Below are 15533 nucleotides of genomic sequence, written 5' to 3'. Positions count from 1 at the left end.
GGGGTGTGCGGGTGGGTGGCGGGGGGGTGGGGTGCGGGTGCGAGTTGGGTGCGGGTCGCCTGCGGCGGGCCTTTCCCCTACCCGCCCCTTCCCGAACTGGGGCTCCGCCCCAGACCTCGCGCCTCAAACTCCCCCAGACTTCGTCCGGGGGGACCCCCACGAGGCTGGAATGTGCGGCAGGGCCGCACATCCAGCCCGTCCGGCGATTGAGGACACGCCCGAAGGGCGTACGGGGGTCCAGGGGGCGAAGCCCCTGGTTACGGGAAGGGGCGGGGTGGGGGCAAAGCCCGCCCCAGGCGCAGCATCACGTGCGGAACGTGTCCGACAAGGTCACCGAACCGCTCGCCGGCACCGTCGCCGACCGGTTCGCGCCCGTCTCCCACGTCACCGCCCCCGCCGCGTCCTTGCGGATGTACTTGTACTCGAACGCCGTCCCCGCGGGCAGCGCGACATCCAGCTTCCAGACCGGATAGCTCGCCGGGTCCAGCTTCAGCGCGCCGGCCGGGTTCCAGTTGCCGAGCGCCGGCTGGTTGCCGGTGACGTAGATGTTCTGTCCGGTCACCGTCGTCGCGTTGACGTTGAACGATGCGCCCGTCGCCGAACTCGACCCGCAGTTGCGGGCGTTGACATGCAGCGCGAGCGCCGTGTTCGAGCCGAGCGTCGCCGTGAACTGGCCGGATCCGTTCACCGTCACACCTCTGCCGGACTGCACGTCGCAGTAGTCGCCGGCCGGCAGCGAGGTCTGGAAGGTCCGGGTGAGCGAGGACCCCTCGTGGTTGATGGCGACGTACGCCTTCGAGCCGCGTCCGAAGGCGATCTGGTCCGCGCCGTTGTCCCACCAGTTCGTCACGACCTGACCGCGCGCTGTGTTCCGGAAGGCGACCATGGAGGAGATCTCACGCCAGGCGTGCTGGCACTTCCAGCCGTCGCTGTAACAGGCGTTCACCGCGCCGCCGCCCGGCGGGCCCGCTTCCTTGTCGGACCACTCGTAGCCGGAGTGGATGTCCGGGGAGCCGTAGGGCCAGGCCAGCATGAAGACGTTCGCGAGCGTGTAGTTGGCGCCGTCCTTGTAGTTGAGGGTGTCGCCGCCGCGCTCGGTGTCGTGGTTGTCGACGAAGACCGCCGACTTCCCCGACTCCATGTAGCCCCAGCCCTCGCCGTAGTTCTTCAGGTAGGCGAGGTTCTCGTTGTTGAAGACCTGCTTGAGGCCGCGGGCGTAACGGAACTCCTGGACGTCGCCGTTGCCGAGGTACTCGCTCGGCGAGACCGCCTCGCCCGCGCCGTAGATCGCCTCCTGCTTCCAGTACACGCCGGGGTTGCTGAGCCGGGACTTGATGTTGGCGAGGTCGGCGGCGGGCATGTGCTTGGCGGCGTCGATACGGAAGCCGTCGACGCCGAGCGTCAGCAGATCGTTCAGGTAGGCGGCGATGCGTCCGCGTACGTAGTCCTCACCCGTGTCCAGGTCGGCGAGCTGGACGAGCTCACAGTTCTGGACGTTGGCGCGGTCCTGGTAGTTGGTGATCGTCGACCGGCAGTCGTCCATGTCGGCGCCCGAGTAGATGCCGGGGTAGGAGTACTTCTCGTAACTCGAGCCGCCCGTGCCGGTACCGGACGCGGATGCCATGTGGTTGATGACGCTGTCGACGACGACCTTGACGCCCGCCGCGTGGCAGGTGTTCACCATGCTGCTGAACGCGGCACGGTCGCCGAGACGGCCGGCGATCCTGTAGCTGACGGGCTGGTACGAGGTCCACCACTGCGGGCCCTGGATGTGCTCCTGGGGCGGGGAGACCTGGACGAATCCATAGCCCGCGGGTCCGAGCTGGTCGGTGCACGCCTTGGCGACCGAGGCGAAGTTCCACTCGAACAGGACGGCGGTCACGTCCTTGTCGCCGGGCGGCGTCGCCCGGGCGGCTCCGGGTGGCGCGATCACTGCGACCGCCGCGCCCGCCACCAGGGCGAGCGCGGCAGCCAGAGGTCTGCTGGCCATGTGTCCTCCTGCACAGCACTGTGCATACGTGGGGGAATGCGGGTGACGGTGAGCCTTGCCCGGCAACGCGCCATGCCCGTAAGGCCTTTGTGGTGCTGATGATTCTTGCTGCAAGAACGCAGAAAGTTATTGCGGTCGCGACCGTACGAGGCTCGCGGGCCGGGGTCAACCCTTTGGACACGTGGTCGTAGCACCGTGGAAATCTTGCCGTTTCCTCGTTGCAAGACCTTTCGCAAGCCTTGCAGTGGTGTTACGTTCAACCATGACTCCGGGCCGGTCGGCCGGGGGCTCGGCAAGCCCGGGCCCCACGCGCCCGGCCGACCGGTCCGGTCCGGCGAACCGGGGCGCCTGCGGCGGGCTCGTTCCTCATCCCGAACTGGGGCTCCGCCCGGTTCACTTTTCTAGTGGCGGATAGGGCCTGACCTGTGCAAACGGGCGGAAATCAAGGGTATTGCGCGGTCCCGGGCGCCGGATATCGGGACGCAGGCGTGCCCCTGCCGTGACCGTGCGCCCATGGTCGGCGACATAGGGAAGGCCCCGGCCGGCACACGCGGGAGTGTGCCGACCAGGGCCGTTGCCGGCTCAGCGACGTAGATCCCGGTACTCGTCCAACTTGCGGAGTGCAGTGATCAGCCTGGGCCGGTGGCCGGACACAGCGGGGGTCGTTGTTGTCGTACTTGCACGCGGTTGACGTGCGGAACTCGAATTCAGGGCCTGCGTTCATGGTGCTTGTCCCTTCGCGCTGAGTGCCGGGAATCGGTCCCGGTGCCGTGTGGTGCGGCGCCCCCAACTGCGTACGACGGAAGGCAGTTGAGGGGCGCTGCCCGTGCCAGACGCACGGGGGTGGTTAACCGGCACGGGCGCTCTGTGGGGGCGCTCAGGCAGTCGACACCCGCGCGGACCGATAAGCGCCCCACAGGTCTTGACCTGACGCACAGCCGCTTTCCGGTGTGTCCGCACTGCCGCAGGCGTCGCAACCCTGGGCGTGCGCCAGCCAATCCCTGTACGCGAGCTGCATGGTGCTCTCGGCCGACATGAGCGCGTTCACCACTCGCCCAGGGCCCGAGCCCGTGTCCAGCCACAACCGCTTGACAGGGCTCACAGTGCGGCCTCCCAGGAAAAGGGCCGGGTGCCTGCGGGGACGGTCCGCCATTCCTCGCCCATCGAGGCGAGCACGTAGGGCCGGACTACGGTAAGTGGGCGCCCCCAGGGGGCAGGCGGGTACCACTGCGCGCGTGGCTCCGGCAGCGGTGGAACGTGCCTCGCCTCGCGGTGTCTGCGCGCCACGACCAGCCGGGCCCCGAGCACCTCAGGGATGAGCCGAGTTGGGAGCGCTCGGGGCGCTACAGCGGGGGCGGGTCGGCAGTACCTACCAGGGGTACGGTGCCCGAACAGGACTGCTCTCACCCCATCGAGTACGCGGCGGATAAAGTCGTTCACGTCGTCGCTCCTTCGAAGCGTCGGCCACGCCCCGGGGCCGTTCGCGCGGTCGCCGGGGTCCTTGCTGTCTTGCCATGCTGACGACCCATCAAGGACCACCGGGGTGACCAGGCCCCTGCCACCTACCTTCGACAGCTTGGCGCGCACCGCCAGCCCGTATTCGTTGGTCAGCGTGAGACCACCCGCGTTTTCACCACGTGTCGAGGGCTTACACGCGAAATCCTCTGGTCCGTAGGCTCCTTGGGGTGATCGGATAGGCGCATGAGTCTTCCTCGTACCGGGGTGGCCGAGGTTGTCGTGCCAGTCCTCGTCCGTGACCTGACGCCCACTGATCTGCCGGCCTGTACGTGGTCCGGCTCGACCGTCCATCTGATGCAGGTGGAACGGGAGTTGGTACGAGCGGCAGCGGGGGATGTGGACTATCTGGCGGTGTGCACCCCGGCCGATGTTCCGGTGGCGATCGGGGGCATCGACTACCAGGTCACGGCCGACGTGGGCACACTCTGGCAGCTCGGGGTACTTCCGGCCCTGCAGTCGTGTGGTCTGGGCACCATGCTCATCCGGGCCGCGGAGGACCGCATCAGGTCACGCGGCCTGCACAGGGCCGAGCTCGCGGTGGAGGAGAGCAATCCACGGGCCCGGGCCCTGTACGAGCGACTGGGCTACGTGGCCCACGGTCGCCGACCGGACGCCTGGGACGTCCAGGCGCCGGACGGCTCACTGCTCCGGTACGAGACCATGTGCACGCTGATGCACAAGGACTTGTCGTAGGGGGCGCTGCGTGGCGATGGAAGTGTGGGCACCGATCTTTTCACTCGCAGGCGTCGCCCTCGGCGGCGGCCTGACGGCGCTCTCCCAGCGCGCCACTCAGCGCTCCGCCGAACGGCTGGAGGAACGCCGCCAGGCAGCGGCCACCAGCGAGGCGCGCCGAGCAGAGCAGATGCAGGCGATCAAGGACTTCATCGCCTGCGCCCTGGATGCCGAACGGGCGGCATACAGCCGTCCCGAGGCCTGGGGCGATGACGAAGACTGGAGCAGTACCGCTTCGGGTGCCATGACCAGGCTCTGGATCGCTGAACGGCACCTCGTGCTGCTCAGCGACGCGGACCTGCACGCCCCTGTGCACACATACGGTCGGGCACTGAACCAGGCGGTGTGGCGAGAGATCGGCGACGTCGAGGTCAACGAGCACCTCGAGGAACACAAGATCGCCTTCATGGCCGCAGCACGCGCGAACCTCGCATCCCCTTGAACCCAAGCGAATAAGCGGGACCCTCCGTCAGGAGCCGCCAAGACGAGCGGCCTCCCATGCCCGTCTCGAAACCCTGAGCAGCTGGGGTACGAAGAGCGACACTGGCCGGATTTCACAGGTTCCCATCATCACTGGAGAGCGACGCGCAGATCCCGGATGTACCAGTGGAACCGTGTGCCGTCCTTGCTGTGCGGCTGCTTGCCGGGGGTGAATCCTGCCCGCCGCGCGACGGCGCGCCCGTCCGGCGTTTGAGGACACGCGCGAAGCGCGTACGGGGCTGGGGGCGGAGACCCCGCAAGGGGTCCGGGGCGGAGCCCCGGTTGAGGGAAGGGGCGGGGTGGGGAACAACCCCGCCGCACCTACCGCCGCGCCTGCGCCGTTGAGCCCCGTACCACGAGCTCCGGCTGGAAGACATATTCCGTGCTCTGTACGGGACTCCCCTGGATCTCCTCCAGCAGCGCACCCACCGCCGCCGCGGCCATCGCCTTCACCGGCTGGCGTACCGTCGTCAGCGGCGGATCGGTGAAGGCCACCAGCTGCGAGTCGTCGAAGCCGACCACCGAGAGGTCGTACGGCACGTCCAGGCCGCGTTCCCGGGCCGCCCGGACCACGCCGAGGGCCATCATGTCGCTGCCGCAGACGATCGCGGTGCAGCCCTTGTCCAGCAGCGCTCCGGCCGCCTGATGGCCGCCCTCGACACTGAACAGGGAGCGCTGGACCAGCTGTTCGGCCGCCGCGGCGGTGTAACCGTGGATGCCGACGAGGGCGTCCGTGAACCCCTCGGCCTTGCGGCTCGCCGGCACATAGCGCAGGGGGCCGATCGCGAGACCGATCCGCTCGTGCCCGAGCTCCGCCAGATGGTGTACGGCCATCCGCATCGCCGCCCGGTCGTCGCAGGAGACGCAGGGCGCGCTGATCTGTTCGCTGTAGCCGTTGATGAGGACGAACGGAACGCCCCGGCCGACGAGTTCGGCGTACCGCGCATGGTCGGCCGAGGTGTCGGAGTGCACCCCGGACAGGAACACGATGCCGTTGACACCGCTCTGCTGGAGCTGTTCGACCAGTTCGTCCTCGGTCGCGCCGCCCGGGAGCTGGGTGCACAGGACCGGCGTGTAGCCGTGCCCGGCCAGGACCTGTTCGACGGCCTGGGCGAAGGCGGGGAATATCGGGTTGGTGAGCTCGGGGGTCAGCAGCCCGACGAGGCCCGCGCTGCGCTGCCGCAGCCGTACGGGCCTCTCGTAGCCGAGCACATCGAGCGCCGCGAGCACCCGCTGGCGGGTACCGCTCGCGACGCCCGACTTGCCGTTCATGACCCGGCTGGCCGTCGCCTCGCTGACCGAGGCCTGGGCCGCGATGTCCGCGAGCCGCGGGGTGGCGCCGGTCTGGACGGCACCGCCCCGCGACGACTCGCCCCGCGCGGGGGGAATGGTCACTCCGTCCACCACACAGTGCTGTCCGCGGGCAGTTCGACGTCGGCGCCGGCCGGCTCGACGGCGGTACTGGCCAACAGGCCACGGCCGGGGGCGGGGATCCGTACGGCCGCGCCCGTGGTGTTCACGGTGCAGACGAAGCCGCCCGGGCGCCGCAGGGCGAGCACGCCCTCGGGGGCCTCCAGCCACTCGACCGTGTCGCCCGCGCCGAGCGCGGGGTGCTCCCGGCGCAGCGCGAGCGCGCTGCGGTACAGCTCCAGGGTCGAGCCCGGAACCCCGGTCTGCGCCTCGACGCTGAGCGCGGCCCAGCTGTCAGGCTGGGGCAGCCAGCTGCCGCCGGTGCCGAAGCCGTACGAAGAGCCTTCGGCGGTCCAGGGGATCGGCACCCGGCAGCCGTCGCGGAAGCCGTCCTGGCCCTCGGTGCGGCCGAAGGCCGGGTCCTGGCGTACTTCGTCGGGCAGATCGGTGACGTCGGGGAGGCCGAGCTCCTCGCCCTGGTACAGGTATGCGGAGCCGGGAAGTGCCAGCATCAGCAGGGTGGCGGCGCGGGCCCGGCGCAGGCCGAGTTCGCGGTCACCGGCCTCGCGGATCTGGGTGCCGGCGGGCGGGTTCGCGAAGCGGGTGGCGTGCCGGGTCACGTCGTGGTTGGAGAGCACCCAGGTGGCCGGGGCGCCGACGGGCCGCATGGCGCCCAGCGACACGTCGATGACCGCGCGCAGTTCGGCCGCGTCCCAATGGGTGCCCAGGTACTGGAAGTTGAAGGCCTGGTGCAGCTCGTCGGGGCGGACGTAGTTGGCGGTGCGCTCGACGGTCGGGGTCCAGGCCTCGGCCACCGCGATCCGGTCGCCCGGGTACTCGTCCAGGATCGTGCGCCAGGCGCGGTAGATCTCGTGGACGCCGTCCTGGTCGAAGAACGGCATGACGTCGTTGCCCAGTAGCTTGAGCTGCTCGCCGGAGCCTATGTCGGGCAGACCCGCCGCCTTGACCAGGCCGTGGGCGACGTCGATACGGAAACCGTCGACGCCCATGTCGAGCCAGAAGCGCAGGATCGAGCGGAACTCGTCGGCGACGGCCGGGTGTTCCCAGTTGAAGTCGGGCTGCTCGGGCGCGAAGAGGTGCAGGTACCAGTCGCCGGGGGTGCCGTCCGGATTCCGGGTACGGGTCCAGGCGGAGCCGCCGAAGATGGACTCCCAGTCGTTGGGCGGCAGTTCACCGTCGGCGCCCTTGCCGGGGCGGAAGTGGTAGCGCTCACGCAGCGGCGATTCCGGGCCCTCGCGCAGCGCGCGCTTGAACCATTCGTGCGCGTCGGAGGAGTGGTTGGGCACCAGGTCGACGATGATGCGCAGCCCGAGGTCGTGGGCGTCACGGATCAGCGCGTCGGCGTCCAGCAGCGTGCCGAACATCGGGTCGATGGCGCGGTAGTCGGCCACGTCGTACCCGGCGTCGGCCTGCGGGGAGGCGTAGAAGGGGCTGAGCCAGACGGCGTCGACACCGAGTTCCTTCAGATACGGCAGCCGGCTGCGGATGCCCGGAAGGTCGCCCATGCCGTCGCCGTTCCCGTCGGCGAAGCTGCGGGGGTACACCTGGTAGATGACGGCGCTTCTCCACCAGTCCGCCGAAGCGGTCCGGTCGGTGGTGTGATGGGCGTCAGCCAGGTACTGGGTCATTCTCGATCCCTTGGAGGCTCGGAGGCTCGGTGCAGCGGTTCGGGCGAAACGTCGGACAGCAGGGCGCACCCGGCCGGTGTTCGGGCCGGGTGCCCCGGGTCGTACGGGTCAGGATTTGGCGGCACCCGCGGTGAGACCGGTGACCAGGTGGCGCTGGACCAGATAGAAGAACAGCGACGCGGGGATGGCGATGAGCACGGAGGTCGCGGCCATCAGGTCCCACTGGGTGTCGTGCTCGCTGATGAAGCTGGTCAGGCCGACGGCGAGGGTGTACTTGTCCTCGCTGAGCATGAAGACCGACGCGTAGGCGACCTCGGCCCAGGCGGTGAGGAAGGTGTAGAACGCGGCGACCGCCAGGCCCGGCCGGGCGAGCGGCAGGATCAGCCGGTAGAAGGTGCCGAAGGGCGAGAGGCCGTCGACCCGGCCGGCTTCGTCGATCTCCTTGGGGATGGTGTCGAAGTATCCCTTGAGCAGCCAGGCGCAGTACGGGATCGCGGTGGTGCAGTAGACCAGGATCAGCGCCCAGTAGGTGTCCAGCAGACCCATGTTGGCCAGGATGTTGTAGAGCGGCACCATGAGGATGGCGACCGGGAACATCTGCGTGACCAGGAAGGTCCACATCAGCTGGCGGTGCCCGGGGAAGCGCATGCGGGAGACCGCGTAGCCGGAGCTGGCGGCGATGAAGACGCCGAGCAGGCACGTACCGAGCGCGACGATCAGCGAGTTGGCGAACCACTGGAGGAACTCGGTGTCGCCGAGAACGGTCGTGTAGTTCTCGAAGCTGATCTTGTCGGCGATATCGCCCGGGTGCAGGTAGTCGGTCTTGTCCGGGCCGAGCGAGATCCAGGCGATCCAGCCGATCGGGAAGGCCGCTATGAAGGCGGCGGCGATCAGCACGGTGTGGATGAGCACGGATGCGGAACGGGGGCGCTCGCCGCGCCTCAGCTGCCGCTTGCCTGCGGCGGGCTTACGGGGCGGGACGGCGGCGACCGGTTCGGCGGCCGCGACCGGGGCATCTGCGGTGGTGCTCATGGGGGTCGCTCCCCTCTCTTTCGTCATGGCTGGTTCCTTTTCCGGGGCGGCCGTCAGACGGCCTTCTCGTTGCGGGCCAGCCAGCGCCGGTAGAAGGAGGCGAAGACGATGAGCATCGACAGGATGATGACGCCGTACGCGGCGGAGCCTGCGTAGTCGCGCGGGTCCTGGCCGAAGCCGAGGCGGTAGGCCCAGGTGACGAGGATCTGTGCCTCGGGCGCTCCGGTCGCGCCGAACAGCAGGAAGATCACGACGAACTGGTTGAAGGTCCAGATGATGCCGAGCAGCACGACCGTGCTGCTGACGGAGCGCAGGCCGGGAACCGTGACATGGCGGAAGCGCTGCCAGGGCGTCGCACCGTCGACCTCGGCGGCCTCGTAGAGCTCGGGCGGGATCGACTGCAGTCCGCCGAGCAGCGAGACCATCATGAAGGGGACGCCGACCCAGGTGTTGACCATGATGGCGGCGGTCCGCTGCCAGAAGGGGTCACTCAGCCAGGGCGCGGTGGGCAGATGGAGCGAGTCCAGCGCCAGGTTGAGGACGCCACCGTCGTCGGCGAGGATCAGCCGCCAGGCGAAGACGGTGACAAAGGTCGGCACGGCCCACGGCAGGATCAGCACCATCCGGTAGAAGGTGCGGCCGCGGAGCTTGCGGTTGAGCAGCAGCGCGAGCCCCATGCCGATGCTGTAGTGCAGGGCCACACAGACCACGGTCCAGACGATGGTCCAGGTGAAGTGGGGCCAGAACTGGTGGTCGCCGCCGGAGAGGATCTCCGAGTAGTTGTCGAAACCCACCCAGGAGAAGCTGTCGGGGATCTTGTTGACGCCGATCGTCTTGCCGACGTTGTTGCTGTTGGCGTCGGTCAGCGACAAATAGATCCCGCGGATCAGCGGGTAGACCACCAGCACGCCGATGACCGCGACCACCGGGGCCACCATCGCCCAGGCGTACCAATTGCGGTTGTACGACTGCCTGATACGGCTGATCGGCCCGCGGCGCGGCGCAGAGCCACGGCGGGTCTTCTCGCTTCCGCCCTCGACGGCGACGGTCATCTTCGACACCTTTGCGACAGATTCTCTGGAGGGTGTACGGCGTGCGCCGTGGTGGTGCGGCCGGGGTTTCCCGGCCGCACCACCACGGGCGGCAGACTTAGGAGAAGTCCTTGAGCAGCTTCTTGTAGGACTCGGCGGTGGTGTCCAGGCCCTTCTGGGTGCTCACCTTGCCCTGCAGGATCGCGGTGAGGTTGGTGCCGAGGTCGGCGAAGAGCGAGCTGTACTCGGGCAGTTCCGGACGCGGCCGGGCGGAGCCGGCGAGGATCGCCTGGAACTCGGCGATGCCCGGGCTGGCCTTGACCTCGGCGGTGTAGGCGGAGGTGCGGGTCGGCAGCGTGCCGTTCTTCAGCGCGATCTTGGCCTGGGTCGCACCCGAGGTCATGAAGCCGACGAACTTCTGGGCCGCGGCCTGGTGCGCCTTGTCGGAACCGGCGTAGACCGAGAGGTTGTGGCCACCGGTCGGGGCGCCGGCCTTGCCGGTGGAGCCGGCCGGGACACCGGAGATGCCCAGGTTGGCCTTGTCCTTGAACGCGGTGCCCTTGTAGATGTTCGTCAGCTCCCACGGGCCCTGGACGATCATCGCGACCTTGCCGGTGTTGAAGGCGTCCATCATGTGGGCGTAGGAGTCGGCGGTCACATCGAGCTTGGCGACGCCCGGCGCGGCCAGGAGTGCCTTGCTCGCGTCGACGGCCTTGACGGCCTCGGGCGAGTTGACGGTGATCTTCTTCGAGGCGGCGTCGACCATGTCGGTGCCCTCGCCGAAGAGGAAGGGAAGCTCGAAGTAGGAGTCGGCGCGGAGCTGGAAGCCGTCGACTCCGGCCTTCTCCTTGACCGCCTTGGAGACCGTCTTGATCTCTTCCCAGGTGGTCGGGGCCTTGTCGAAGCCCGCCTTCTTCAGGATCTCCTTGTTCCACATCAGGCCGAGGGAGTCGGTGACGAAGGGGGCACCGTAGGTCTTGCCCTCGTACTGGGCCTGCTTGAGGAGCGAGGGGGTGATGTCCTCGGTCTGCTTGATCGCGTCCGTGCCGTCGAGCGGGGCCAGGAACTGCGACTTGGCCCAGGAGGCGGTCCAGCCGACCTCGGCGCGGATGATGTCGGGGGCACCCTTGCTGCCGGCCGCCGTCTGGAACTTGTTCTGCGCCTGGTCGAACGGGACGTTGACGTAGTTGACCTTGATGTCCTTGTTCGCCTTTTCGAACTCGGCGATCATCGCCTTGTACGTAGGCGCCTCATTGGTCGCGTTCGACGTGTCCCACCAGGTCAGGGTGACCGGACCGCCGGCCTTGTCACCGCTGTCGCCGTCCCCGCCGCACGCTGTCGCTGCCATTGCCAGTGCCGCAACCAGCGCGGTGGCCGCTATGCCACGCCGCATGTGAACTCCTTCAGAGATGCCCGAGATGGCGGGGGCGACCAGGCCCCCTGCCGACCGCTCCCTCGCGGCGCCGGGTTCGGGCCAGAACGTAACAAGGATGAAAGAGACCCGAAAGACCTTGCGGCAATTTTCTGCAAGAGCAGGGGATCGTTACATCCACGTGTCCTGACAGTTGCCATTGCATCGCTTGACGGCGGCCGTTTCTGCCGTCCAGGGCGCTCCACAGCAGGCTGCAACTACTTTCGCAAGCTCTTGCAGGGCTGTTATTTTGGTTCCCGGAGCACCGTCACCACCGAGCCCGTACCCACGTTGACCTCGTTAGTCGTACGTCCCCCCGCCCCGGACCTGACGAGAGGGACCCCGAATGACCCACGAGCTCGCTTCCGCCGTCGGACTTCCCGCCCCCACGGCGGCCGAAGGGCCGCTTGCTGCAAGCAATTCCAGCAAGGGCCGCGGCTGGTGGCGCGATGCCGTCATCTACCAGGTGTATGTGCGCTCCTTCGCCGACAGCGACGGCGACGGCATCGGCGATCTGCGCGGGACCACCCAGCGCCTGCCGTATCTCGCCCAGCTGGGCATCGACGCCGTCTGGCTCACGCCGTTCTACGCCTCTCCGCAGGCCGACGGCGGCTACGACGTCGCCGACTACCGGGCCGTCGACCCGCTCTTCGGGAACCTCGCCGACGCGGACGATCTCGTACGCACCGCCCACGAGCTGGGCATGAGGGTGATCGTGGACATCGTCCCCAACCACACCTCGGACCAGCACCCGTGGTTCCGGGCCGCGCTCGCGGGCCCGACGAGCCAGTCAGCGGGGTCGGCCCGCGAGCGCTACCACTTCCGGCCCGGCAAGGGCCCGGCCGGCGAGCTGCCGCCCAACGACTGGGAGTCGGTCTTCGGCGGCCCCGCCTGGACCCGCACGGCGGACGGCGAGTGGTACCTCCACCTCTTCGCCCCCGAGCAGCCGGACCTCAACTGGGACAACCGGGAGGTCCACGAGGAGTTCGAGTCCGTCCTGCGCTTCTGGCTGGACCTCGGCGTCGACGGTTTCCGGATCGATGTCGCGCACGGCATGGTCAAGGCGGCCGGACTGCCGGACATCGGCCACAAGGAACAGGCCAGGCTCATCGGCGCGCAGAAACTGCCCTTCTTCGACCAGGACGGCGTGCACGAGATCCACCGCTCCTGGCGCAGGCTCCTCGACTCCTACCCCGGCGACCGGATCGGCGTGGCCGAGGCCTGGGCGCCGAGCCCGGACCGGCTCGCGCTGTACGTACGCCCCGACGAACTGCACCAGGCCTTCAACTTCCAGTTCCTGCGGTGCCTCTGGGACCCGGCGGCGATGCGCGCCGTGATCGACGAGTCACTGACCGCGACCGCCTCGGTGGGGGCGACCACCACCTGGGTGCTCTCCAACCACGACGTGGTCCGCCACCCCACCCGGTACGGCGGCGGGCGGCGCGGGCTGCGCCGGGCCCGCGCGGCCGCGCTCCTGATGCTCGCGCTGCCCGGCTCCGCGTACGTCTACCAGGGCGAGGAGCTCGGCCTGCCCGAGGTCACCGATCTGCCCGACGAGGTGCGCCAGGACCCCGCCTTCTTCCGCGCGGCGGGCCAGGACGGCTTCCGCGACGGCTGCCGGGTGCCGATCCCGTGGGCGGGCCAGGAGCCGCCGTACGGTTTCGGCCCCGGATCCAGCTGGCTGCCGCAGCCCGGCAGCTGGCGGGAGCTGTCCGTCGAGGCGCAGAGCGGCGACCCGTACTCGACGCTCGAGCTCTACCGCTCGGCCCTTGAGCTGCGGCGCCGGCTGCCGGGCGGGCCGATGCGCTGGCTGCCCGGGTCCGACGGGCTGCTCGCGCTGTCCCGGCCGGGCCTGGTCTGCACGCTCAACACCACCGGGTCCGTCATCGAAATCCCGCTGCCGGGACGGCTGTTGCTCTGCTCCGACGGTATGGAACCATCGGGAGACACAGCCCGTATTCCGGCCGATTCCTGCGCGTGGTGGGCAATCTGACATGCGACCGGTACAGTCCAATCCCGTGACCGCACGGCTCGCCGACATCGCAGCCCAGGCGGGGGTCAGCGAAGCCACAGTCAGCCGCGTGCTCAACGGCAAGCCCGGTGTGGCCGCGGCCACCCGTGAATCCGTACTCGCGGCGCTCGACGTCCTCGGATACGAGCGGCCGGTGCGGCTGCGGCAGCGCAGCGCGGGACTGGTCGGCCTGATAACTCCGGAGCTCGACAACCCGATCTTTCCGGCGCTCGCCCAGGTCATCGGCCAGGCCCTGACCCGGCAGGGGTACACACCGGTCCTGGCCACCCAGACCCCGGGCGGTTCCACCGAGGACGAGCTCACCGAAATGCTGGTGGACCGCGGGGTCTCGGGGATCATCTTCGTTTCCGGCCTGCACGCGGACACCACCGCCGACATGCAGCGTTACGACCAACTGCGCGGCCAGGGTGTCCCTTATGTCCTGCTGGGCGGCTTCTCGCCCAAGGTGAAGGCCCCCTTCGTCTCCCCCGACGATCGGGCAGCGATGAACCTCGCCGTGACCCATCTCGCCTCGCTCGGCCACACCCGGATCGGACTCGCGGTCGGGCCCAAGCGCTTCGTGCCCGTCCTGCGGAAGATCGAGGGTTTCCAGCAGGCCATGGAGGACCGACTCGGCCTCTTGGCCGAGGAGTCCGAGAAGCTGATCCAGCACTCCCTCTACTCCCTCGAAGGCGGCCAGGCGGCCGCCGGCGCACTGATCGGTCTCGGCTGCACCGCCGTGGTGTGCGCGAGCGACATGATGGCGCTCGGCGCGATCCGGGCCGCGCGGGGGCTGGGCCTCGAGGTGCCCCGAGACATCTCCGTGGTGGGCTTCGACGACTCCCCGCTCATAGCGTTCACGGATCCGCCGCTGACCACCATCCGGCAGCCGGTCCTCGCCATGGGGCAGGCGGCCGTGAGGACCCTGCTGGAGGAGATCGGGGGCACCCCCGCCCCGCACAGCGAGTTCGTCTTCATGCCTGAGCTGGTGGTACGGGGATCAACCGCTTCGGGACCCGTGCAGCGCCCCTCGGGGTGACCCGCGCAAGCAGTAGTCCATAGGGTGGAGAGAATGCGTACTGAACCAGACCGAGGGATGATCGGTGTGGGACGCGAATCTGGCAGACTCTCTCCCCATGGGTGAAGCGACCGTGAAGACACTGGAAGGCCGGACGGCCACCCCGTCACCCATCGTGGACGAGGAACGACCGGCATCGACGCCTGCGCCGAGCGGTCGGGCGCGCTCACCGCGCCGTCCACGGCTGTGGTTCGAGATACTCCTGATCGCGGTCAGTTACTGGACGTATTCACTCGTCCGCAATGCGGTACCGGAGCAGAAGTCCGCGGCCCTGAGCAACGCGGACTGGATCTGGGACGTCGAACGCTCCCTGGGCCTCGCCTTCGAGCAATCGGTCAACCACGCCGTCAACTCGGTGTCATGGCTGATCGTGTCGATGAACTACTACTACGCGACGCTGCACTTCATTGTGACGATCGGCGTGCTGGTATGGCTCTACCGCGGCCATCCCGGGCGTTATGCGGCCGCGCGACTGGTGCTCTTTGCAACGACCGCGGTGGCTCTGGTCGGTTACTACCTGTATCCGCTCGCGCCGCCGAGGCTGATGAACGGCCACGACTTCATCGACACCGTGCTGGTCCATCACACCTGGGGCTCGATGGCCTCGGGCAACCTGAAGAACATGTCGAACCAGTACGCCGCCATGCCGTCCATGCACATCGGCTGGTCGCTGTGGTGCGGCCTCATCATCTTCGCGCTGGCGTCCGCGCCCTGGGCGAAGATCCTCGGCGTCCTCTACCCGGTGGCCACGCTCGTGGTCATCGTGGCGACGGCGAACCACTTCTGGCTGGACGCGGTCGGCGGCATGATCTGCCTGGCCTTCGGCTTCGCGGTCTCGTACGCCTGGTACCGGGCGCTTCCGCACCAGCTGCCCCGGCAGGTGGACCGGCCGGACCGCGAGGCGCGGCTGCTCCCCCGCTTCACCGCGGGAAGATGAGCGACCCGCGCGCCGGATCCGCGGGATCCCGGTAGCCGGGAGCCTGCCGCGCCGTCTCCGGCTGGGGACAGCCCCGGCCGCCGCGCCCGCCGGATGCCGGTAACCGTCCGCCGGGCTCCGGGCTCCGGGCTCCGGGCTCCGGGGGGGAGCCTCCGGCTCGGGGCGCCGCAGGCGCCGCCCACCACCCGGTACCTGGGCCGGACTCTCCGCGCCGCGAAGCAGGCGTTCGGGCGGGGATTTTCCCCCACCCCGCC

The 15533-nt window shown here is 69.0% G+C and carries 11 protein-coding genes; 5 read left to right on the top strand and 6 right to left on the bottom strand.

Annotated features, from left to right (window positions below; translation table 11 throughout):
- Window positions 1-304: 304 nt before the first annotated feature.
- Complete coding sequence (locus tag OHA61_RS28565; protein ID WP_406305447.1) at window positions 305-1990, bottom strand: carbohydrate-binding module family 20 domain-containing protein; 1686 nt, start codon at window positions 1988-1990, stop codon at window positions 305-307.
- Window positions 1991-3691: 1701 nt separating this feature from the next.
- On the opposite strand from OHA61_RS28565, the gene OHA61_RS28560 reads away from it, so the two are divergent.
- Together OHA61_RS28560 and OHA61_RS28555 are read left to right on the top strand one after the other, a co-directional pair.
- Window positions 3692-4201 carry a GNAT family N-acetyltransferase gene (locus tag OHA61_RS28560; protein WP_406305446.1) on the top strand — a complete coding sequence of 170 codons (510 nt, stop codon included), beginning with the start codon at window positions 3692-3694 and terminating at the stop codon, window positions 4199-4201.
- A 10-nt stretch (window positions 4202-4211) separates the two neighbouring features.
- On the top strand, window positions 4212-4682 hold the full coding sequence (locus OHA61_RS28555; protein WP_406305445.1) for a hypothetical protein: 471 nt from the start codon (window positions 4212-4214) through the stop codon (window positions 4680-4682).
- 359 nt (window positions 4683-5041) lie between these two features.
- Here the strand turns inward: OHA61_RS28555 and OHA61_RS28550 are convergent, their stop codons facing one another.
- From OHA61_RS28550 to OHA61_RS28530, 5 genes are all read right to left on the bottom strand, one after another.
- Window positions 5042-6127: a LacI family DNA-binding transcriptional regulator gene (locus OHA61_RS28550; protein WP_389373725.1), complete on the bottom strand. Its 1086-nt coding sequence runs from the start codon at window positions 6125-6127 to the stop codon at window positions 5042-5044.
- On the bottom strand, window positions 6112-7779 hold the full coding sequence (locus tag OHA61_RS28545) for a glycoside hydrolase family 13 protein (RefSeq protein WP_406305444.1): 1668 nt from the start codon (window positions 7777-7779) through the stop codon (window positions 6112-6114). The genes OHA61_RS28550 and OHA61_RS28545 overlap by 16 nt, the downstream gene beginning before the upstream one ends.
- A 108-nt stretch (window positions 7780-7887) precedes the next feature.
- Window positions 7888-8811: a sugar ABC transporter permease gene (locus OHA61_RS28540; RefSeq protein ID WP_406305443.1), complete on the bottom strand. Its 924-nt coding sequence runs from the start codon at window positions 8809-8811 to the stop codon at window positions 7888-7890.
- A 53-nt stretch (window positions 8812-8864) separates the two neighbouring features.
- On the bottom strand, window positions 8865-9863 hold the full coding sequence (locus OHA61_RS28535) for a sugar ABC transporter permease (RefSeq protein WP_324988946.1): 999 nt from the start codon (window positions 9861-9863) through the stop codon (window positions 8865-8867).
- A gap of 97 nt (window positions 9864-9960) precedes the next feature.
- Window positions 9961-11235: an extracellular solute-binding protein gene (locus OHA61_RS28530; protein WP_406305442.1), complete on the bottom strand. Its 1275-nt coding sequence runs from the start codon at window positions 11233-11235 to the stop codon at window positions 9961-9963.
- A 364-nt stretch (window positions 11236-11599) separates the two neighbouring features.
- Between OHA61_RS28530 and OHA61_RS28525 the strand changes: the two genes are divergently transcribed.
- From OHA61_RS28525 to OHA61_RS28515, 3 genes are all read left to right on the top strand, one after another.
- The gene (locus OHA61_RS28525; protein WP_406305441.1) at window positions 11600-13246 is read left to right on the top strand and encodes a glycoside hydrolase family 13 protein; all 1647 of its coding nucleotides are present in this window, start codon (window positions 11600-11602) and stop codon (window positions 13244-13246) included.
- A 25-nt stretch (window positions 13247-13271) separates the two neighbouring features.
- Window positions 13272-14303 (top strand): LacI family DNA-binding transcriptional regulator, encoded by a 1032-nt coding sequence (locus tag OHA61_RS28520; protein ID WP_406305440.1) that lies wholly within the window; start codon window positions 13272-13274, stop codon window positions 14301-14303.
- A 97-nt stretch (window positions 14304-14400) separates the two neighbouring features.
- Window positions 14401-15279 (top strand): phosphatase PAP2 family protein, encoded by an 879-nt coding sequence (locus tag OHA61_RS28515; protein WP_406305439.1) that lies wholly within the window; start codon window positions 14401-14403, stop codon window positions 15277-15279.
- Window positions 15280-15533 lie beyond the last annotated feature (254 nt).

Source organism: Streptomyces sp. NBC_00885 (genome assembly GCF_045207475.1).
GTDB lineage: Bacteria > Actinomycetota > Actinomycetes > Streptomycetales > Streptomycetaceae > Streptomyces.
This window is presented reverse-complemented; position numbering and strand designations above follow the sequence as displayed.